20 protein-coding genes are annotated in these 20,227 nt (G+C 36.6%); 14 read left to right on the forward strand and 6 right to left on the reverse strand.

The annotated features are described in order from the left end of the window. Positions 1-7: 7 nt before the first annotated feature. The 3 genes from KXJ69_RS09405 to KXJ69_RS09415 form a co-directional block, all read right to left on the reverse strand. On the reverse strand, positions 8-298 hold the full coding sequence (locus KXJ69_RS09405; protein ID WP_219052834.1) for a hypothetical protein: 291 nt from the start codon (positions 296-298) through the stop codon (positions 8-10). An 87-nt stretch (positions 299-385) separates the two neighbouring features. After that, entirely contained in the window at positions 386-883 is a 498-nt protein-coding gene (ribH, locus tag KXJ69_RS09410; RefSeq protein ID WP_219052835.1) for a 6,7-dimethyl-8-ribityllumazine synthase, read from the reverse strand. A gap of 2 nt (positions 884-885) precedes the next feature. Beyond that, positions 886-1,656, reverse strand: coding sequence for a tetratricopeptide repeat protein (locus tag KXJ69_RS09415; RefSeq protein ID WP_219052836.1), 771 nt, complete (start codon positions 1,654-1,656; stop codon positions 886-888). Between the two features lie 139 nt (positions 1,657-1,795). On the opposite strand from KXJ69_RS09415, the gene recF reads away from it, so the two are divergent. Beyond that, positions 1,796-2,875 carry a DNA replication/repair protein RecF gene (recF, locus tag KXJ69_RS09420; RefSeq protein ID WP_219052837.1) on the forward strand — a complete coding sequence of 360 codons (1,080 nt, stop codon included), beginning with the start codon at positions 1,796-1,798 and terminating at the stop codon, positions 2,873-2,875. A 14-nt stretch (positions 2,876-2,889) separates the two neighbouring features. Continuing rightward, positions 2,890-3,186, forward strand: coding sequence for a DciA family protein (locus KXJ69_RS09425; protein ID WP_219052838.1), 297 nt, complete (start codon positions 2,890-2,892; stop codon positions 3,184-3,186). A gap of 47 nt (positions 3,187-3,233) precedes the next feature. Here KXJ69_RS09425 and KXJ69_RS09430 read toward each other — a convergent pair whose 3' ends face one another. Further along, on the reverse strand, positions 3,234-3,653 hold the full coding sequence (locus KXJ69_RS09430; protein ID WP_219052839.1) for a nucleoside-diphosphate kinase: 420 nt from the start codon (positions 3,651-3,653) through the stop codon (positions 3,234-3,236). Between the two features lie 134 nt (positions 3,654-3,787). On the opposite strand from KXJ69_RS09430, the gene KXJ69_RS09435 reads away from it, so the two are divergent. The 3 genes from KXJ69_RS09435 to KXJ69_RS09445 are packed head-to-tail and all read left to right on the forward strand — an operon-like array spanning position 3,788 to position 6,481. Then, positions 3,788-4,810, forward strand: coding sequence for a DHH family phosphoesterase (locus KXJ69_RS09435; RefSeq protein WP_219052840.1), 1,023 nt, complete (start codon positions 3,788-3,790; stop codon positions 4,808-4,810). Then, a complete protein-coding gene (gldI, locus tag KXJ69_RS09440; RefSeq protein ID WP_219052841.1) occupies positions 4,800-5,351 on the forward strand; it encodes a gliding motility-associated peptidyl-prolyl isomerase GldI in 552 nt (183 codons plus the stop codon). The genes KXJ69_RS09435 and gldI overlap by 11 nt, the downstream gene beginning before the upstream one ends. A gap of 5 nt (positions 5,352-5,356) precedes the next feature. Beyond that, positions 5,357-6,481, forward strand: coding sequence for a peptidylprolyl isomerase (locus tag KXJ69_RS09445; RefSeq protein ID WP_219052842.1), 1,125 nt, complete (start codon positions 5,357-5,359; stop codon positions 6,479-6,481). Positions 6,482-6,524: 43 nt separating this feature from the next. Here KXJ69_RS09445 and KXJ69_RS09450 read toward each other — a convergent pair whose 3' ends face one another. After that, positions 6,525-7,985 carry an aminoacyl-histidine dipeptidase gene (locus KXJ69_RS09450; protein ID WP_219052961.1) on the reverse strand — a complete coding sequence of 487 codons (1,461 nt, stop codon included), beginning with the start codon at positions 7,983-7,985 and terminating at the stop codon, positions 6,525-6,527. Positions 7,986-8,070: 85 nt separating this feature from the next. Here KXJ69_RS09450 and KXJ69_RS09455 point away from each other — a divergent pair, with 85 nt between their 5' ends. The 6 genes from KXJ69_RS09455 to KXJ69_RS09480 all read left to right on the forward strand — a co-directional run bounded on the left by KXJ69_RS09455 (position 8,071) and on the right by KXJ69_RS09480 (position 17,642). Then, on the forward strand, positions 8,071-9,138 hold the full coding sequence (locus KXJ69_RS09455) for a DUF3810 domain-containing protein (protein WP_219052843.1): 1,068 nt from the start codon (positions 8,071-8,073) through the stop codon (positions 9,136-9,138). 93 nt (positions 9,139-9,231) lie between these two features. Then, positions 9,232-12,189, forward strand: coding sequence for an amidohydrolase family protein (locus tag KXJ69_RS09460; protein ID WP_219052844.1), 2,958 nt, complete (start codon positions 9,232-9,234; stop codon positions 12,187-12,189). 7 nt (positions 12,190-12,196) lie between these two features. Continuing rightward, positions 12,197-13,492, forward strand: coding sequence for an amidohydrolase family protein (locus tag KXJ69_RS09465; RefSeq protein ID WP_219052845.1), 1,296 nt, complete (start codon positions 12,197-12,199; stop codon positions 13,490-13,492). A 77-nt stretch (positions 13,493-13,569) separates the two neighbouring features. After that, the gene (locus tag KXJ69_RS09470; RefSeq protein ID WP_219052846.1) at positions 13,570-15,948 is read left to right on the forward strand and encodes an alpha-L-rhamnosidase-related protein; all 2,379 of its coding nucleotides are present in this window, start codon (positions 13,570-13,572) and stop codon (positions 15,946-15,948) included. 3 nt (positions 15,949-15,951) lie between these two features. Beyond that, the gene (locus tag KXJ69_RS09475; protein ID WP_219052847.1) at positions 15,952-16,806 is read left to right on the forward strand and encodes an alpha/beta hydrolase; all 855 of its coding nucleotides are present in this window, start codon (positions 15,952-15,954) and stop codon (positions 16,804-16,806) included. 29 nt (positions 16,807-16,835) lie between these two features. Further along, positions 16,836-17,642, forward strand: coding sequence for a TrmH family RNA methyltransferase (locus KXJ69_RS09480; protein WP_219052848.1), 807 nt, complete (start codon positions 16,836-16,838; stop codon positions 17,640-17,642). An 8-nt stretch (positions 17,643-17,650) separates the two neighbouring features. Here the strand turns inward: KXJ69_RS09480 and KXJ69_RS09485 are convergent, their stop codons facing one another. Then, positions 17,651-18,067, reverse strand: a complete 417-nt coding sequence (locus KXJ69_RS09485) for a hypothetical protein (RefSeq protein WP_219052849.1) — start codon at positions 18,065-18,067, stop codon at positions 17,651-17,653. Positions 18,068-18,169: 102 nt separating this feature from the next. Between KXJ69_RS09485 and KXJ69_RS09490 the strand changes: the two genes are divergently transcribed. From KXJ69_RS09490 to KXJ69_RS09500, 3 genes are read left to right on the forward strand one after another with little or no spacing between them, the layout of a single operon-like run. Next, on the forward strand, positions 18,170-19,402 hold the full coding sequence (locus tag KXJ69_RS09490) for a M48 family metallopeptidase (RefSeq protein ID WP_219052850.1): 1,233 nt from the start codon (positions 18,170-18,172) through the stop codon (positions 19,400-19,402). 37 nt (positions 19,403-19,439) lie between these two features. Continuing rightward, on the forward strand, positions 19,440-19,838 hold the full coding sequence (locus KXJ69_RS09495) for a DUF1801 domain-containing protein (RefSeq protein WP_308701036.1): 399 nt from the start codon (positions 19,440-19,442) through the stop codon (positions 19,836-19,838). A gap of 26 nt (positions 19,839-19,864) precedes the next feature. Then, entirely contained in the window at positions 19,865-20,179 is a 315-nt protein-coding gene (locus tag KXJ69_RS09500) for a DUF6122 family protein (protein ID WP_219052851.1), read from the forward strand. The last annotated feature ends 48 nt before the right edge of the window (positions 20,180-20,227 follow it).

Below are 20,227 nucleotides of genomic sequence, written 5' to 3' on the forward strand. Positions count from 1 at the left end.
AACGCGTTTAGGTAAAAATGGTTAAGTCAAAATCTATAATCCACAAAAAAATGAAAACCAAAACAGCAGCAATAATGAGCACCGTTTTGTTAAACTCTACATTATTTCTGTTTCGTTTTTCAAGACGAGCCTCTCTCCATTGACCCCCAAAATCGTTTTTATTATATGTCTCGTTGTACATATCCATTTTGGTTGTAAAATCTTTTGGGTCTGCTTCTTCCTTTCCCTTGTAATATCGAGGGGTGTAGTTAAAACGATTGTTCGTTTTTAATTTTTTTATGAGTGTGAACTTTATCATAACAGAATTGTTTTCAAAGTTAGGTAAAATCAAAAACAATGCCGTGAAGCCTCTCTTAAAAATTGTTAACAAAGAAGGGGAAAAGATTTAAAATTTAGCGTCTTTCCGAAGTTGTGCCATTTTTATGGCGGCAATGGCCGCTTCTGTACCTTTATTACCGTGTTTTCCTCCACTTCTATCAATGGCTTGTTGAAGGGTATTATCGGTAAGCACACAAAAGATAACCGGAATATCCTGTTGTAGGTTTAGGTCTTTTATGCCTTGAGAAACTGCATCGCAAACAAAATCGAAATGTTTGGTTTCTCCTTGAATCACACTCCCTATAGCAATAACGGCATCAAGCATATCGAAGCTTTCGGTCATTTTTTTACAACCATAAATAAGTTCGAAGCTCCCAGGAACATTCCAACGAACGATATTTTCTTTGATTCCGCCACAGTCTAGAATAGCATCGAACGCCCCTTGAAACATGCCTTGGGTAATTTGTTCGTTCCATTCTGAAACAACAATCCCAAACCGAAAGTTCTTCGCATTTGGGATTGTAGCTTTATCGTAAGTAGATAAATTTTTATTGGATGTTGCCATCTTTATTTTTTCATTCCTTCGGCTTGACCCTTGTAGATTTTAGCTTGAGCTGCTTCTGGAGCATCTGGGTATTCTTCCGTTATTCTATTAAAGAAATCGTAAGCTTCATTTGCCTTTCCTAAGTTTAAAGCTGTAATTCCAGCTTTTAATAAGAAACGCGGAGAGGTCATTTCGTTATCGCTCAGCTTAATAGCCTCTTTGTAATATTTGTATGCTTCTTCTGGCTGATTTAACTGTACAAAAGCATCTGCAATTCCTCCTTTAGCAAGCGGTCCTAATAATGGATCGTCTGTTTTAAACTTGTCTAAATAGTTAATTGCTTCCTGATACTTATTGGTGTTTAAATAAGCCATCCCTGCTTGATAACGAGCAATATTTCCTGTTGGAGTACCACTGTATTTATCAACGATATCAATTAAACCATACTTTCCAGCATTTCCGTTAAGTGCTAAATTGTACAACGAATCTTTTTCAGTTGGAGAATTTAAGGCTCGCTCATAATAGGAGTTGGCTTGGTAAATTTCGCTAACCGCTTCGGCCTGATTAGGCTCAACAATAAATTTTTGATACGAAATGTAGCCTAATACTCCAATAGCAACTACAGCTACCAAACCAAAAATAATTTTTTGATTTTTCTCTACCCAAGCTTCCGTTTTTGAAGCTGTTTCATCTAAGGTATTAAATACCTCTGCCGTAGTACTTTCTTGTTCTATTTGAGATTCCTTTTCAGCCTTAGTTTTTGGCTTATAGCCTCTTTTCTTGTAGGTTGCCATAATATTGAATTATTGAGGGGCAAAAATATAATATTTATTACAATTAAAAAGGGAAAAATCAATATTTTGCGGACAAGGAATTATGCTACTTCAAAATAGCAACCATAGCATTAAAAAAATAGCTAACTTATTTATATAGATGATTTTACAAAAATTATCCTTACTCAACTATAAAAATTTCGAATCACAAACATTCGACCTTGACCCAAAAATTAATTGCTTTGTAGGGCTAAATGGTGTTGGAAAGACCAATGCACTTGATGCAATTTATCATCTATCCTTCGGAAAAAGTTACTTTAATCCTATTACCCTTCAAAATATAAAACACGGGGAAGAATTTTTTGTTATTGAAGGAATTTACGAGAAACAAGAGTTAGAAGAAAAAGTAGTTGTGAGTGCTAAAAAAGGACAAAAAAAAATCATTAAGCGCAACGGAAAAGCCTACGAAAAATTTAGTGACCATATTGGGTTCTTGCCATTGGTAATTATTTCACCAAGTGATAGAGATTTAATTATGGAAGGCAGTGATACTCGTCGAAAGTTTATGGACGGTGTTATTTCACAGAGCGATGCCAATTATTTAAAAGCCTTAATTAACTATAACAAAGTATTGGTGCAACGCAATTCGCTTTTAAAATACTTTGCGGTTAATAATACATATAATCAAGATACACTTGACATTTATAATGATCAATTGCATACGTTTGGAAGTGAAATTTTTGAAAAAAGAACGGCTTTTATAAAAGACTTTCAGCCTATATTCTTAAAAAGACATCAATCCATTAGTAACGGCAATGAAAGTGTCGATTTAGTGTACACAAGCCACCTACAAGAGGGTGATTTAAAATCCCAATTGGTCTCAAACATCTCAAAAGATAGAGGGATGCAATACACAACGGTGGGAATCCATAAAGATGATTTACATTTTGAAATTGAAGGGCATCCTATTAAAAAATTTGGCTCTCAAGGACAGCAAAAATCGTTCCTAATAGCCTTAAAGTTGGCTCAATTCGATTTTATAAAACAGCAAAGTAATGTGAATCCTATCCTACTTTTGGACGATATTTTTGATAAACTAGATGAGGAACGCGTAGCACAAATTATTACTTTGGTAGATAATGAAAACTTTGGGCAGTTATTTATTACAGACACTCATGCCGAAAGGACCGAAAATGTAATTAAAAAAGTACACCAGAGCTATAAAATGTTTAAATTATAGCCTATTTTAAAATTATGGCAAAAAGAGTAGGAGAACATAGTTCGTTAGGAGATATCCTTAAAGATTTTATTGCGTCTAGTAAATTAGAAAAAGGTTTGAATAAAATCTCTGTGGAAGAGGCTTGGCATCAAGTCATGGGAAATGCCATTTCAAAATATACTACCCAAGTTTTATTGGAAAGAGATACGTTGTATGTGCAATTAAGTTCTTCGGTATTGCGTGAAGAGTTAACCTATGGAAAGGAAAAGATAATTACACTGCTCAATGAAGCCCTTGGCAAAGAACTTGTCAAGAAATTAGTATTACGATAAAAAGCCACTCGATGAGTGGCTTTTTTTATGTTTTGGAATAAATTTTATTAGAAAATCTCTCTTCCAGCAAAGTGAAACTGACTTTCAATCTCAGCATTTTCATCACTATCACTTCCGTGAACGGCATTTTCACCAATAGAAGCAGCGTATAATTTACGGATGGTTCCTTCTGCAGCTTCCGCTGGATTGGTAGCTCCAATTAGCGTACGGAAATCTTCAACAGCATTGTCTTTTTCTAACACAGCAGCAACGATTGGCCCGCGAGTCATATATTCCACTAATTCACCAAAGAATGGACGCTCTTTGTGTACTGCGTAAAAAGCCTGCGCATCTGCAGTTGTCATTTGGGTAAGCTTCATAGCAGCGATTCTAAAACCTGCCGAAGTTATTTTTTCTAAAATGGGCCCAATGTTACCTTTTTCAACGCTATCGGGCTTTAACATCGTAAATGTTCTGTCTGTTCTCATGAGTATGTTTCAAAATTTTGTGCAAAAATAACCTTTTCAGAAGCAAAAACAAGTCCTTAACCATTCTTTAATACAATCATTACATTTTAGGCACTATCTTAGCAATCTCGCATTAAATTGTATCTTCGCAAGCTATGAAAGAAGAAACCCTTAAAACGGTTATAGAAGTACTGCAAAAATCAAAGCAAATTGCTATTGTTGGCCACAAAAACCCCGATGGTGATGCGGTGGGCTCATGTTTGGGCCTTTTTCACTTTTTAAAAAACAGAGGATTTAATGTGACGGTGGTGATGCCCAATGATTTTCCCGATTTCTTGAAGTGGCTTCCAGGTTGTGATACTATTATTAATTTTGAAAAGCACCTCGAAGAAGTAACCACAGTTATTGAAAACGCTGAAGTTATTTTTACTTTAGACTTCAACGCTTTAAATAGAACAGGTGGTCTTGGCGAAGTTTTGGAACAAGCTGAAGCTAAATTTATTATGATCGATCATCATCAACAACCCGATGATTATGCTGTAGCAACTTATAGTGATGTAACGATGAGTTCTACATGTGAAATGGTCTATCATTTTATTGAAAAATTACAAGGTAAAAACGAAATCACTCCAGAAATTGCCACCAATTTATATGCAGGAATAATGACGGACACAGGTTCGTTTCGCTTTCCAGCCACTTCAGCAACAACCCATAGAGTGATTGCTCATTTAATAGAGTGTGGCGCGAATAACAGTGAGATTCATCAAAATATTTATGATACCAATAGTCCTGATAGGATGAAACTTTTGGGTGTGGCATTAAATAATATGACAATTCTTTCAGAATATAATACGGCCTATATTACACTTTCACAAAAGGAATTGGACGATCACAATTTTAAAAAGGGAGATACCGAAGGTTTTGTAAATTATCCCTTATCTATTGAAGGAATCATTTTTGCCGTCATTTTTATTGAAAATAAACAAGAAAGTATCACCAAAATTTCTTTTAGAAGTAAAGGAACTTTTTCGGTAAATGAATTTGCCCGAAGCCATTATAAAGGTGGCGGACATACTAACGCCGCAGGAGGAAAAAGTGATGCAACATTAACTGAAACAGTGTCTGAATTTATTAGTATATTGCCCCATTACAAAAACGCCCTAAATCATGTTTCGTAATTTATTAATAATAAGCATATTACTGTCGGTAATAGCATGCAAAAGCCCAGAAGCTCGACGCCCGATAAAATCGGCTTCAGGTTCTTTTATAAAAGAATCGGTAGAGCGAAATAAAAAGCTAATTGAAGAGGAGGAAGCTCTCATTGCTACCTATATGGAAAAAGAAGATACCATAGACTATATCGCTTCAGAGAGTGGTTTTTGGTATTATTATAATGTGCAGGACACCATTTCTACCCAACTTGCAGAATTAGGCGACGACGTTACTTTTACATACGATATTAAACACCTAGACGGAGAAACCATTCTTTCTGAAACCGAAAACGGAATTCAAAAATATAAAGTAGACCAAACCAATCAAGCACTTATCTCCGGCATTAGAGACGGTATAAAATTAATGAAGGCAGGCGAAACCATTACCTTTCTATTTCCTTCTCATAAAGCCTACGGATATTACGGCATTGAAAACAAATTAGGAACCAATGTTCCCGTGCAAAGCACAGTAACTTTAAAATCAATAAATTCAACAGAAAACAATTAAATACAATGAAAAAATTATTAATATTATTGGTATTAGCTACCACTACCCTTACTTCTTGTAAATCTAAATATCCAAATCTTGAGAAAGGTTTATATGCAGAATTTGTAACCAACAAAGGAACTTTTGTTGCCAAATTTTACGAAGAAACACCGCTTACCGTAGCCAATTTTATTGAATTAGCTGAAGGAAAACACCCGCTAACAGATTCGACCTATAAAGGAAAACCTTTCTTTAACGGATTAACGTTCCACCGTATTATAAAAGATTTTATGATTCAAGGAGGAGACCCAAAAGGAGATGGCAGTGGAAATCCAGGCTATAGATTTCCAGACGAGTTTGTCGATAGTTTAACGCATAGTAAAAAAGGAATTCTTTCTATGGCTAATTCTGGTCCTGGAACTAACGGAAGTCAATTTTTTATCACATTGAAAGAAACACCTTGGTTAGATGGAAAACACACGGTGTTTGGTGAAATAGTAATTGGGCAAGAAGTTGTTGACTCCATTGGAGCTGTGGAAACTAAAAAACCAGGGGACAAACCAGTAAACCCTGTTATCATTGAGCAAGTAAATATTATCAACAAAGGTGTTACCGCTCCTTCTTTTAATGCTGAAATGGCAAAAATAGAAGCTATCCAAAAAGAAAAAGAAGCAAAAATGATGGAAGTAGCCGCGAACACGGTAAAGGAACTAGAAGCTCTTAAAGCACAAGCAGAAACACTACCTTCAGGATTACAAGTTTACTGGAATCACAGAAGCAAAGCAATGAAACCCGCGGAAGGTAGTATGATTAAAATGAACTATAATGGTTACTTTGAAGACGGAAGACTATTAGACACAAGTTCCCAAGAAATTGCAGAAAAATATGATGCAGTAGATCATAGAAGAGTTGATTCAGGCCAATATGGACCAACTCTTGCACAATACAGTAAAGATGCGCAACTTATTCCTGGATTTAAGGAAGGATTACTATTATTGAGTGTTGGAGATAAAGCTACTATATTTATACCATCTCATTTAGCGTATGGCGCTCAAGGTTTAAGAGATCCTAGAACGGGTGAAGTGATTGTAGCACCAGACACAGGATTAATTTTTGAACTGGAACTTGTTGAAATTGTAGAGAAGCAGTAAATCTGATTTATAATTAAAAAAGCCGCTAATAAAGCGGCTTTTTTTATAGTTTATTTTTCGGAATTTCTTTTAAAATTTCTTTTACAAAATCCCAAAACTTTTGTGTTGAAGATATGCTAGCTCTCTCATCTGGAGAGTGTGCTCCTTTTATTGTAGGTCCAAAGGAAATCATATCCATCCCAGGATAGTTTTGACCTAAAATACCACATTCTAACCCAGCATGACAGGCAGCAACATGAGCCTTATCGCCATTCAATTTTTCGTAGAGTGCATCCATTACTTTTAAAATAGGACTTTCCATATTAGGTGCCCAACCAGGATAGGCACCAGAAAAAGTTACATCGTACCCTGCGAGGTTAAAAACAGCTTTTAAAGTCTGCGCTAAATCTTGCTTTGAGGATTCTACCGAAGAGCGTGTTAAACATTCTATTTCAATACTACCATTAGCTAACGTAATCTTGGCTAAATTGTTTGATGTTTCCACCAATCCTTCAATAGCGGGACTCATTCTAAAAACACCATTGCGAATTCCATAAACGGTATTAATAAATTTGGATTGATCTTCCAAACTCATAACCTTGCTTGGCTGAGATGTTTTTTCAATAGAAATAGAAATGGTTGGTTCTAATTGAACAAATTCGGTTGTGATATCTTGTTTAATAGTATTAAAAACCGTTTCAAAATTCTTAAAGTTTTTCTGAGAAACAGCAACCCAGACTTCACTTTCCCTAGGAATTGCATTACGAAGGCTTCCGCCTTTAATTTCGGAAATTTGAATATAATCTTTTGTAGCGTAGAGAATTCTATTCATTAATTTATTGGCATTCCCTAATCCCTTATGAATATCCATTCCACTGTGCCCTCCTTGTAGGCCTTTTAAAGTGATTTTACATCCTACAGCATTGGCATTTGGACTCTCCTGTGAATAAGTTCCTTTTGCTGTTACATCCACTCCTCCGGCACAACCCACACCTATTTCGTCATCTTCTTCGGTGTCTAGGTTTAATAAAATTTCTCCTTTTAGTATTCCTCCTTTTAAGCCCATAGCACCGGTCATTCCAGTTTCTTCATCTATGGTAAACAATGCTTCCAATGCTGGATGTGCAATTTCATTACTTGCTAATATTGCCATAATAGTGGCCACTCCCAATCCGTTGTCTGCTCCTAAAGTAGTTCCTTTCGCTCTTACCCAATCCCCATCCACAAACATTTCAATACCTTGGGTATCAAAATCGAAATTGGTATCATTATTTTTTTGATGTACCATGTCGAGATGCGATTGCATCACAATGGGTTTTCTATCTTCCATTCCTTTGGTAGCAGGCTTTCTAATAATGACATTACCCACTTCATCTTCAATGGTTTCAAGGTTAAGTTTTGCGCCAAAATCTTTCATAAATTGAATGACTCTTTCCTCTTTTTTAGAGGCACGGGGTACTACATTCAAATCGGCAAAATGGTTCCAAACTTCTTTGGGTTCAAGATTTCGTATTTCTTCGTTCATAGGTTTGTTTTTTAAACTTTTCAAAAGTACTTTTAATTCTGCATTCATAAAATTATAGGTTAAAGAATTCTTTGTAAGTTTGAAAATGCAAAAAAGAACACGTCTAATTTTAGCCTCATTATTAGTGGTTCAATATATTATTTTGCGCATTCTACGCGGTTTTCCAGAGTTTATAGAAACATACTACAGCCAAGGTATTTACCCTTACATTTCGGGCCTTTTACGATATATTTTTGGATGGATCCCATTTTCCATGGGGGATGTTTTTTACTTATTATTTATCGTATTGATGATACGCTGGCTACTAAAGAACTATAAAAGACTTATTAAAGAACCCGTTTGGTTTTTTGTAGATATAGCAGCTACACTTTCCATTGTATATGCTGTTTTTAATTTGGTTTGGGGACTTAATTATTTGCGCCCTGCCCTTCACCAAACACTTCAGTTAGAAAATGATTATACCACCCAACAGCTCATCACGACCACACAACGACTTATCCAAAAAAGCAATGAAATTCATCGCTCTTTAGGCTACAAAGACAGTGTAAAAATTGATTTGCCTTACACGCAAAATGAAATTTTTGAAAAATCAAAAAACGGTTATCAAAATCTAGAAAAAGAGTATCCTAACCTTGCTTATTCCCCCACCAGTATTAAAAAAAGTGGATGGAGTTTAGGTTTAACCTATATGGGGTATAGTGGGTATTACAACCCTTTAACAGGGGAAGCACAGGTTAATAATTTGATTAAAAGTTACAAATTTCCAGTTGTGGCGTGTCATGAGCAAGCACACCAAATTGGTTTTGCAGCAGAGAACGAGGCTAATTTTATTGCCACTTTGGCTACCCTTCATAATGAAGATCCTTACATACGATATACAGGCTATATTTTTGCTTTGCGGTATTGTCTTAATGAACTTGCCAGAAGAGATATGGCTGCCTATGAAACTATGTTACCCACAGTAAACTTTGGAATTTTAGAAAGCTATCGCGAAATGCGTGAGTTTTGGTTGTCCTACAAAAACCCGTTTGAAAATTTATCCAAAGCCTTTTGGGACCAATTCTTAAAAGCCAATAACCAGAGTAAAGGAATTGAGAGCTACAGCTATATGGTGGCGCTGGTTGTAAATTATTTTGAAGATAAACCCATGTAATTCTCTTAACATCTTGTTAAACCAGAAGAATTTTCCAATTAAACGAATCAACATTACTATATTTAAAAAGTAAATTAACCAACTTAATTTCTAATGAAAAAAACGTTTATTCTCGCTTTGCTTTTCCTATTTATTGGAATGGCAAATGCCCAAGATTATTTTCCCAAAAATGACGGTGTTAAAGAAGAAAACAATAATTATGTTGCACTTACTAATGCAACACTTTATGTCACTCCTTCGCAGATCATTAAAAATGGAACGCTACTTATTCAAAACGGAAAGGTAGTTGCTTCGGGAAGCAATGTGAACATCCCAAAAAACAGTATTACTATCGATTTACAAGGTAAGTATGTATACCCTTCTTTTATTGATAGTTATTCGGGTTTCGGAATTGAAAAACCTAAACGCCAAGGAGGTGGAAGATCCCCTCAGTACGATGCTACGCGCGAAGGTTTTTATTGGAACGATCATATTATGCCCGAAAACAAAGGAATCGATAAGTTTAAATATGAAAGTAAAGACGCCGAAGAACTACGGAAACTTGGCTTTGGAATTGTAAATACCCATCTTATGGATGGTATTGCTCGTGGTACAGGAGTTTTGGTGGCACTAAATGATGAATCTGGTGATGCAACCCGAATTTTAAATGATCAATCGGGACAATTCTATTCCTTTTCAAAAAGCGTATCCAGTAATCAATCCTATCCTGGCTCCCTTATGGGTTCTATGGCATTACTCCGACAAGTATATAGCGATATGGACTGGTATGCCAAAGGGAATAGTAAAACAAAAGATCGCTCTTTGGAAGCGATGATAGAAAATAAAAACCTCATCTCCTTTTTTGAAGCGGGAGACAAAGGAAACGATGTAAGAGCCGATAAAATTGGAGATCAGTTTAACATCAATTATGTCATTGTGGGGGGTGGCGATGAATATGAAAGTATTGAAAGCATCAAAAAGACAAATGCTAAATATGTAATTCCTATTAACTTTCCATCTGCCTACGATGTAAGTGATCCCTATTATGCAAAGTACATCTCTTTAGAAGATATGCGTGAATGGAATCAGGCGCCACAAAACCTAAAAGTCCTTTCAGAAAACGGAATTACCTTCGCTTTAACAACTCATGAATTAGATAAAGTTTCAGAATTTTCTAAAAACCTTCAAAAGGCTATTGAGTATGGTTTTAACAAAACGAAGGCATTAGAAGCGCTAACCACGGTTCCTGCTTCGTTACTAGGACAAAGCAACTCGTTAGGAACATTGGAATCTGGAAAATGGGCGAATTTCTTAATTACTTCGGGAGATATTTTCGATAAAGAAACCACCCTTTACGAAAACTGGGTGCAAGGAAAAAAACACGTGATAAACGATAAAGACACTAAAGATATTCGTGGTGTGTATTCGCTTTCGGCAGGAGGTAAAAATTATGAAATGACTCTTTCTGGAGAGATTTCAAAACCAAAAATTGAGGTTAAGCAAGACACCCTTAAAAGAACTTCAAAAATTTCTTACGAAAATAATTGGGTGACTTTTTCTTTTGAAGATGAAAATGAGGAGTTACATAGAGCCACGGCACTCATAACGAATTCAGGAATGGGTTTCAGTGGCCGATTGGTGCTTCCAAATGGGGCAGAAACATCGTTTACTGCCGTTAGGACCGGTGAAGCAAAAGCTGATGACAAAGACGATAAAAAAGAAGACAGCAAAACCCCAGAATTGGTACCTCTCACCTATCCTAATGTGGGCTATGGTTTTACAACAAAACCGCAATCACAAAATATGTTATTCAAAAATGCCACGGTTTGGACAAGTGAAATGGCAGGGGTTTTAGAAAATACTGATGTATTGGTTAAAAATGGTAAAATTGAAAAAATTGGTAAAAACCTCAGCGGTGCTGGAGCGGTTGTGATAGATGCCACAGGAAAACACTTAACTGCAGGGATTATAGATGAGCATTCGCACATTGCAGCTTTGAGTATCAATGAAGGTGGGCAAAACTCTTCGGCCGAAGTAAAAATTGAAGATGTTATAAATCCAGAAGATATTAATATCTACCGAAATCTTGCCGGAGGGGTTACCAGCGTGCAAATTTTGCACGGTTCAGCAAATCCCATTGGTGGGCGTTCTGCCCTTATTAAATTAAAATGGGGTGAAGATGCCGATGGCTTAATCTACAAAAACAGTCCAAAGTTTATCAAATTTGCTTTAGGTGAAAACGTAAAACAAAGTAACTGGCAAAGTTATGGACGATTCCCACAAACACGTATGGGTGTGGAACAATTGTATGTAAACTATTTTAATCGTGCCAAAGAATACGACGCCTCAAAGAAAAGCGGAAAACCTTATCGTTACGATGAAGAAATGGAAGTATTAGCCGAAATTTTAAACGGTGAACGCTTCATTAGTTGTCATAGCTACGTACAAAGCGAAATCAATATGTTGATGAAGGTTGCGGAAAAATTCGGATTTAAAGTGAATACCTTTACGCACATTTTGGAAGGTTATAAAGTAGCAGATAAAATGGCCGCACACGGCGTGGGTGGTTCTACTTTTAGTGATTGGTGGGCGTACAAATATGAAGTAAATGATGCCATTCCATACAATGCGGCCATTATGACCAATGCAGGAGTCACTACTGCTATTAACAGTGATGATGATGAAATGTCTCGACGATTAAATCAGGAAGCTGCAAAGACGATTAAATACGGTGGAATGACCGAAGAAGAAGCGTGGAACATGGTAACCATTAACCCAGCCAAATTACTCCATTTAGACAATCGTACAGGAAGCATAAAAGTAGGAAAAGATGCCGATTTGGTCCTATGGACAGATCATCCTTTGTCTGTATATGCAAAAGCAGAAAAGACTTTAATTGAAGGTGCTGTGTATTTTGATTTAGAAGCCGATAAAGCAAAACGAGAAGCCATTAAAGCCGAAAGGAATAAACTCATTAAGATGATGCTTTCAGAAAAAGATAACAATGGTGGGAAAAAACGTCCCCCAATGAAAAAAGATAAAATTGATTTTGAATGTGAAACCATAAACTAAGCCAATTATGCAAATTTTAAAGAATATATTCTTAGCAACTATTATAAGTATTGGGCTTCAAACTTGGGCTCAACAAACTCCCGCACCTGCACAATCTGAAACCATTATTGTATCGGGTGCTACCATTCATATTGGAAATGGAACTATAATTAACAACGGATTTATCATTTTTGAAAATGGTAAAATAACCGAGGTAGGACAAGGAACCACAAGAAAGCAAGGTCGCATGATTGAAGCTACTGGAAAGCATATTTACCCTGGAATCATCGCACCAGTATCTTCCTTAGGGTTGGTTGAGATTGACGCAGTTCGAGCTACCAATGACGATGATGAAATTGGAGATTTTATTCCGAATATTCGAAGTTTAATCGCCTACAATGCCGAAAGCAAAGTTGTAGAGAGTATGCGCCCTAATGGAGTTCTTTTAGCACAAATAACCCCTCAAGGAGGAGGGATTTCTGGAACTTCTTCGGTGGTGCAGTTGGATGCTTGGAACTGGGAAGATGCCGCCGTTAAAGTAGATGATGGTGTTCACGTACATTGGCCAAACACCTTTAGGAGAGGTCGCTGGTGGATGGGTGAAGAACGCGGTTGGAAACCTAATAAAGACTACGAAAAGGACACTGATGCTTTTAAAATGTATGTGGCAAACGCAAAAGCCTACGGAAGTGTAAAGGCCTCGTCAAAAAATGAAGGTTTTGAAGCCATGCAAGGATTATTTGATGGTTCAAAAAAGTTATATCTCTATGCACAAGGTGAGAAGGAAATTATAGATGGAGTGATGGCTTGCAAGAATGCAGGAATTAACGAAGTTGTATTGGTAGGAGGCTATGAAGCCTATAAAATTATTCCATTATTAAAGCAAAACAATGTATCTGTTATTGTAGATAGAGTTCATTCTACACCAGATGCAGATGATGATGACTATGACCATCCCTACAAACTTCCTAAACTTTTAAGTGATGGAGGGGTAACCGTTAGCCTAAACTCTCGTGGGGGAATGGAGCGTATGAATACTCGTAACCTTCCCTTTTATGCAGGGCAGGTTGTTGGACAAGGAATGGAAAAAGAAGAGGCCTTAAAATTGATCACTTCCAATACCGCAAAAATCTTGGGAATAGATAAAGACTACGGAACATTGGAAGTAGGGAAAAGTGCTACCCTGTTTGTAAGTGAAGGGGATGCCTTAGATATGCGTACCAATATGGTTTCGCATGCCTTTATTGACGGAAGGGAAGTTTCGCTGGAAACCCACCAAACGGAATTGTGGAAGCGATATTCTGAGAAATATGAGCAAAAGTAATTTCAAATAAATAACAATACCAAAACAGCCCTTTAAAGGGCTGTTTTTTTTATCTTAGTTTTTTCAAAATTGCCACAATGAAATACTTACTTTCCTTACTCCTAATCTCTATAGTTGCAAGTTGTTCGAAGTCCAATCCTCAAGTTTTTTCAGAAATTCTTAAAGATTCACCCTTCATCAACGGAAAGCCTGAATATCTTTCGTCTCCTATGGTAGCAGCTGGAGACAGAGTATATATGGTTGGGCACCAAGATGGGTCTTTTCCAGACTTGGGATGGCATATTAAAGGGGAAATGGGAGGAATTTGGAATCATCCTATTAAATTGATGGATGGGTTTGATATCGTTTTGGATGATGGAACTTCTACTTTTACCTTAAACAAAGCGACGAGTTTTACAAATTACCCTTATGCCAACATGCATACTTTTAATTGGAAAGAAAAAAACATAGAAATAGAACGATGGCAGTTTGTCCCCGATGGTAAAGAAGGTATGGTTGTCCAGCTGGTCATCAAAAAAGCACCCGAAACTAAGGTAAAAGTAAAATTTACTGGGAAAAGTGATTTACGACCCACGTGGTTAGGGGAACGCACCAATATGATTGATGGAAAAGATATTGGTCATTGGGATGATAAAACTCAAGCGTGGTTTATAAAAGATAGCCTCAACCCTTGGTTTACCATTTTTGGTTCGGAAATGGGAATCGAGAAAACCTCGACTAGTATTTCGAACGACAATACTTCAATACATTCTATTGAAAAGGAAATTATACTATCTTCAAATGATGTTACAACGATCAATTATTTTATCGCTGGATCGTATACGTCAGAAGCTTTAGCAAAAGCTACATATGATGAGCTAAAAACTAACTGGACAACCTTACTTTCAGAAAAAAAAGAACGGTACAAGAAAATTTCAAGCAAATCAGTTTTAGTTACTCCAGACTCCACCATTAATGAAACCTTTAAATGGCTTAAATATAACTGCGATTGGTTAGTGCGAACTGTTCCTGAAATTGGTTCAGGAATTGGTGCAGGGCTTCCAGATTACCCGTGGTGGTTTGGTGTAGATAGTGAATATGCCTTGCAAGGCTATATGGCTATTGGACAAACCGAGCCCGTTTATAATACTATTAAATTACTAGATAGCGTTTCAAATGCACTCAATGGTAACGGAAGAATAATTCATGAAATGTCCACCAACGGAGCTGTTTTCAATCCCGGAAACATCAATGAAACACCTCAGTTTGCTTCCCTAATTTGGAAAATTTATCAGTGGAATGGCGACAAGGAATTTCTTCAAAAGTACTTTCCTACCATTGAAAAAGGGTTGGAATGGCTATTGCGAGAAAATGATGCCAATAAAAATTTATTCCCAGATGGTTTTGGAATGATGGAAATCCACGGCATGGATAGTGAAATGATCGATGTGGCTGCGTACACCCAAAAAGCCTTTGATGATGCTTCCAAAATAGCTTTGGAATTAGGTTTTGGGAAAAAAGCAAGAAGTTATAAGTTGTTTGCAGACCAATTGAAGGGCAAAATAAATAAGGAATTTTGGAATGAAGAATTTAATTCCTATGCCGATTTTATTGGCACTGACGAGCAAGCCTTAAAACTCATCGATGATGCCATTGTAAGAGCCGATACGCTTAATAAACCATGGGCGGTAACTGAGTTGAAAAAAACTCGAGAAGCCATTTTTAAAAACCCATCACAAGAGCCTAGACCTTTTGTATTACATCATAACTGGGTGGTGAATACACCTATGGAAGTAGGCATCGCTCCCGTGGATAAAGCCATAAAAGGTTTGAATACGGCAGAGCAATTTGTCAATCCATTTGGGGTGTTTGTCACTGGAATAGACCGTGATGATTCGGCGGGAAGTGATGATGGCAGTTTTAAAGGAAGTAAAATATTTTCGTACACTGGCGCTGTGATGACACTTCCTACGGGCGTGCAAATTGTGGCTGAAAATAATTACGGAAGACCCGACAACGCTCTTAACTATTTAAAGCGAATGACACGAACCTTCAGCTATGCATTTCCAGGAGGTATGTATGAAGTTTCTCCAGATTACGGGATGATGACTCAAGCTTGGAATATCTATAGCTATGCAGTACCTATTGTGGAACAATTCTTTGGAATCCAGCCCGACGCAGCCAATAAAAGGGTGGTCATAAAACCACAAATGCCCTCTGAATGGGATACTGCCCAATTAGATAATGTACACATAGGAAACAACGAAGTTTCGGTGCATTTTTCTAATAAGGACGGAAAAACTACGATGCTGGTATCACAAACACAAACCGATTGGGAGATTGAAATTATTTTCCCAAAGGAAAAATATGCTTCCTTTGAAGTTCAACCAGGAACAATAGCAGAGCCCAATTCCATTGTAAACTATCACTTTGTTTCAAAAGACAAGAAAGCACGGGTTACATTAAAAAATTTATAATTTATGAAGAAATCTGTGTTTTTTGTATTTCTTTTTCTAATAGCCTTTTCACTACAATCTTGTAAAGAGGAAATTCAAAAAAGTGAAAGCATTGTCCAAGATGAAACCATTACTTCTACCCTATTAAAACGTACACTTCCTTATAAAATTTATCTACCAGAAGCCTACCAAGACTCTACAAAAAGCTTTCCCATTGTCTATTTATTACACGGCCACGGAGGTGATGAAAAAGATTGGTTTATCGAAGATGAAGGAAATATTAAGGTGTTTTTAGATTCACTTATACAGCATAAAATAATTCCTCCTATAATTGCCGTGACGGTACATGCAGGCAACTCATGGTACGTTAATAGACCCGAACCCATGGAGTCTTTTTATTTGGAAGAGTTTATCCCTTTTATTGAAGCTACCTATCGTGTGGATACCGAACAAGGTAGAATTGCCGCTGGAGATTCTGCCGGAGGTTATGGTGCCTTACGCTTTTCCTTATTGAGACCAGAATTATTTCAAAATGTTATTTTATTAAGTCCCGCTTCCTACGAGCCATTACCACCCGCTATTTCCTCATCCAGAAAAGTGGCTGCCTTTGCTAAAAATGGGGTTTTTAATGATTCTATTTGGAAATCTTTCTCCTACACACATCGTTGGGGAAATATAAAAAAAGCACCAAAAAAGCCTAAATACTATCTCTCGGTGGGAGATGATGATGCATACAATATTGTTCCTGTTGTAACAAGTTTACAACAGCAAATGCTTCAAGATAGCATTCCAAACGAATTACGGATTACCAACGGAGGACATGACTGGAATTGTTGGCAGCAAAATTTTAGTAATGCTCTAACTGCCATTTTTAAGTAAATTGACTTGTAAAAACTATCTTTACACCCATGCAAAAACACATTTCTAGTCTTCAAAACCCTTTGATAAAGCAAATCTTGCAATTAGGCGAGAAATCCCGTGAGCGAAAAAAACAAGGGCTTTTTGTGGTAGAAGGCCAACGGGAAATCTCCTTAGCCATGAAGGGAAGTTATGAAATTGAAACCTTACTGTTTTGTTCTGAAATAATTACTTCTGAAGCATTAACTCTTCTTCAAAAAGAAATTTCAGCAAATTATGAAACTATTGAAATATCGAAGGAGGTGTACGAAAAATTGGCATATCGCACTACGACCGAAGGTGTTATTGCAATTTGTAAAACAAAAAAACTAACGCTTTCCCAACTAAATATTTCAAATAAAAACCCTTTAATTCTTGTTGCCGAAGCTCCTGAAAAACCTGGAAATATTGGAGCCTTGCTTCGCACGGCAGATGCTGCTAACGTTGATGCCGTGATTATTGCCAATCCCAAAACCGATATGTACAACCCTAATATCATTCGTAGTAGTGTAGGTTGTGTGTTTACCAATCAAATTGCTATAGGGAATACTTCAGAAATTATTCAATTCTTAAAAGATAAAAAGATTGCCATGTATTGTGCTGCCCTGCAAGCTTCAATTCCTTATCACACTTGTGATTTCAAAACTTCTTCAGCCATTGTAGTGGGTACAGAAGCCGATGGACTATCGGAAGATTGGCTTCAAAACAGTACTCAAAACATTATTATTCCAATGCAAGGGGAAATAGATAGCATGAATGTTTCCGTGGCAGCTGGGATTTTAATTTTTGAAGCCAAAAGACAACGAAATTTTAAGTAATGCCTTCGTTACCTCTCAAATGTTCTTAAAAAACCATCGGCGGGACGGTCATCAATGGTTAACATAGTTGAAGTCACCATATAATTTCCGTTATCAGTTCCTTCAATAAATACCACCTCTTGTCCGTTAATTTCTGAAACATCAAAGGGATAAGTTCCCGTTTCCAACCCTGAATAAGCATACTCTGGATCTGATTTTTCCAAATTATTCTCAACTGAAAGAACACCCGTTGAAAGGTTAAAATTCCATCTAACCTCTCCGCGGTCATAATCTACATCGACTCCCACAAAGCCTCCACTCACATTATTTAAGTGCCAAATTCCATTTAAGGTAACAGCATCACCTCCGTCATCATCACTTTTATTACAACTCACCAAAAGCAAGCTCGAAACAAAAAATAATAGCATTAAAAGTTTGGGTTTCATAGTCTTATTTTTGTTATTTGTATCCTTAAGATAGTGCAATACATAGTATGTTGCGTTTTTTTGGCAAACTTTAATACTCTTTTACAAAACTTTAATAATTTAATGACTGCAACAGCACTTTTTTATATCATTATTGGCATCTTAGTCCTCCATTTTGTTATTGATAAAATTCTAGATTCGCTTAATGCCAAGCATTTTAACGACCCAATTCCTGCGGAGTTACAAGATGTTTACAACAAAGAAGAGTATGAAAAGTCTCAGGCCTATAAAAAGGAAAAATACCGTTTTGGTATGCTTACTTCATTCATTTCCATGGGAGCTACTTTGCTCTTTTTCTTTCTCGACGGATTTGAGTTTGTAGACCAAATAGCGCGTTCTTTTTCTGATAACAATATCATTGTGGCACTTATTTTCTTCGGAATTATTATGCTGGCCGATGATGTTTTAAGCACTCCATTTTCATACTATAACACCTTTGTGATTGAAGAAAAATACGGTTTCAATAAAACCACAATTTCAACTTTTATTCTCGACAAATTGAAAGGCTGGTTGATGTCGGCAATTTTAGGTGGTGGCATTTTGTCGCTCATTATTTGGTTTTATGAAAGTACGGGAAGTAACTTTTGGCTCTTCGCTTGGGGAATTGTCATTGTTTTTTCAGTATTTCTGAATATGTTTTACGCACGTCTAATTGTCCCGCTATTCAACAAACAAACTCCATTAGAAGAAGGCTCGTTGCGTTCTAAAATTGAAGGATACGCATCCAACGTAGGCTTTAGTTTACAGAATATTTTTGTAATAGATGGATCCAAACGAAGCACTAAAGCCAATGCCTATTTTTCTGGCTTCGGAAGGGAAAAACGAATTACCTTATACGATACCCTTATTAATGATTTGGAAGAAGATGAAATTGTAGCGGTGTTGGCACATGAAGTGGGGCATTACAAACGGAAACATATTATTTACAATTTAATTGCCTCTACGATTACCATGGGGATTACTTTTTGGCTACTCTCCTTATTTGTAGGGATGCCCATTTTTTCGGAAGCCTTGGGGGTTTCGACGCCTTCGTTTCATATTGGATTAATTGCCTTTGGAATTCTATATACCCCAATTTCTGAAATCACAGGCTTAGTAATGAATCTCCTTTCCCGAAAATTTGAATACGAAGCCGATGATTATGCTAAAAATACTTTTGAGGCTTCTCCCCTTATTTCAGCATTAAAAAAATTGAATAAAAACAGTTTAAGCAACCTTACACCGCATCCTGCCTACGTGTTTATGCATTATTCGCATCCTACATTGTTGGAAAGGTTTAGGAATTTGAAAAGCTAATTAAGCTGAAAAAAAAATCAAAACTTAATCATCTCTTGTGAATATCTCATCTAACGTATTAATCTACAACGACACTCAATCACCAGAAGACAAAGCCATTTGTGTTACTTTACAAGAAATTATTTCTGAAAATCTAATAGAAGCCGAATCAAAAATCTGGCACGGTCACCCAGTTTGGTTTTTAAAAGGCAATCCTATTGTAGGATACAGCAAAGAGAAAAAAGGGATTCGGTTGATGTTTTGGAGTGGTGCCAGTTTTGAGGAAGATGCACTTAACGTTCGTGGTAAAAAGTTTAAAGATGCCTCCATATTTTACAATGCCGTTTCAGAAATTGATGCACGTCAACTAAAATGTTGGTTAGAAAAATCGAAAATAATTCAGTGGGATTATAAAAATATAGTAAAACGAAAGGGTGTTTTAGAACGCCTTTTTTAAATAAAAAAGGCTAAACAAATGTTGCTATGCATCCCATTCTCCATTACTTTTTACACTTAGGATTTCCACTGTTTATTGCGTTGTTATTCTTCAGAAAAGAATGGCTAAAAGTATACATCCTATTACTTGCAACGATGCTGGTTGATATAGACCACCTATGGGCGACTCCTATTTTTCAAGCAGACCGTTGTAGTATTGGATTTCATATTTTTCATAGTGACGTGGCTATAGGAATCTATTTTGTTTTACTATTGTTCCGAAAACCTTTCAACATTTTAGGTATTGGGCTATTATTTCATATGCTTACAGATTGGATTGATTGCCTACTCATGAATCAATAATAAATATCTATCTTAAATTGGAAGCATCCAATAATGTGCTTGCCCAAT

The organism is Halomarinibacterium sedimenti (assembly GCF_019312585.1).
Lineage (GTDB): Bacteria > Bacteroidota > Bacteroidia > Flavobacteriales > Flavobacteriaceae > Halomarinibacterium > Halomarinibacterium sedimenti.

What these genes read in the sequence shown, in the direction of transcription:
- KXJ69_RS09435 (WP_219052840.1), top strand. Translation starts at nt 3,788, where the DNA reads ATGAAAGAAGAAACCCTTAAAACGGTTATAGAAGTACTGCAAAAATCA.
- KXJ69_RS09465 (WP_219052845.1), top strand. Translation starts at nt 12,197, where the DNA reads ATGCAAATTTTAAAGAATATATTCTTAGCAACTATTATAAGTATTGGG.
- ribH (WP_219052835.1), bottom strand. Translation starts at nt 883, where the DNA reads ATGGCAACATCCAATAAAAATTTATCTACTTACGATAAAGCTACAATC.
- KXJ69_RS09430 (WP_219052839.1), bottom strand. Translation starts at nt 3,653, where the DNA reads ATGAGAACAGACAGAACATTTACGATGTTAAAGCCCGATAGCGTTGAA.
- gldI (WP_219052841.1), top strand. Translation starts at nt 4,800, where the DNA reads ATGTTTCGTAATTTATTAATAATAAGCATATTACTGTCGGTAATAGCA.
- KXJ69_RS09405 (WP_219052834.1), bottom strand. Translation starts at nt 298, where the DNA reads ATGATAAAGTTCACACTCATAAAAAAATTAAAAACGAACAATCGTTTT.
- KXJ69_RS09485 (WP_219052849.1), bottom strand. Translation starts at nt 18,067, where the DNA reads ATGAAACCCAAACTTTTAATGCTATTATTTTTTGTTTCGAGCTTGCTT.
- KXJ69_RS09445 (WP_219052842.1), top strand. Translation starts at nt 5,357, where the DNA reads ATGAAAAAATTATTAATATTATTGGTATTAGCTACCACTACCCTTACT.
- KXJ69_RS09460 (WP_219052844.1), top strand. Translation starts at nt 9,232, where the DNA reads ATGAAAAAAACGTTTATTCTCGCTTTGCTTTTCCTATTTATTGGAATG.
- KXJ69_RS09490 (WP_219052850.1), top strand. Translation starts at nt 18,170, where the DNA reads ATGACTGCAACAGCACTTTTTTATATCATTATTGGCATCTTAGTCCTC.
- KXJ69_RS09470 (WP_219052846.1), top strand. Translation starts at nt 13,570, where the DNA reads ATGAAATACTTACTTTCCTTACTCCTAATCTCTATAGTTGCAAGTTGT.
- KXJ69_RS09500 (WP_219052851.1), top strand. Translation starts at nt 19,865, where the DNA reads ATGCATCCCATTCTCCATTACTTTTTACACTTAGGATTTCCACTGTTT.
- KXJ69_RS09475 (WP_219052847.1), top strand. Translation starts at nt 15,952, where the DNA reads ATGAAGAAATCTGTGTTTTTTGTATTTCTTTTTCTAATAGCCTTTTCA.
- KXJ69_RS09450 (WP_219052961.1), bottom strand. Translation starts at nt 7,985, where the DNA reads ATGAACGAAGAAATACGAAATCTTGAACCCAAAGAAGTTTGGAACCAT.
- KXJ69_RS09480 (WP_219052848.1), top strand. Translation starts at nt 16,836, where the DNA reads ATGCAAAAACACATTTCTAGTCTTCAAAACCCTTTGATAAAGCAAATC.
- KXJ69_RS09415 (WP_219052836.1), bottom strand. Translation starts at nt 1,656, where the DNA reads ATGGCAACCTACAAGAAAAGAGGCTATAAGCCAAAAACTAAGGCTGAA.
- recF (WP_219052837.1), top strand. Translation starts at nt 1,796, where the DNA reads ATGATTTTACAAAAATTATCCTTACTCAACTATAAAAATTTCGAATCA.
- KXJ69_RS09425 (WP_219052838.1), top strand. Translation starts at nt 2,890, where the DNA reads ATGGCAAAAAGAGTAGGAGAACATAGTTCGTTAGGAGATATCCTTAAA.
- KXJ69_RS09455 (WP_219052843.1), top strand. Translation starts at nt 8,071, where the DNA reads ATGCAAAAAAGAACACGTCTAATTTTAGCCTCATTATTAGTGGTTCAA.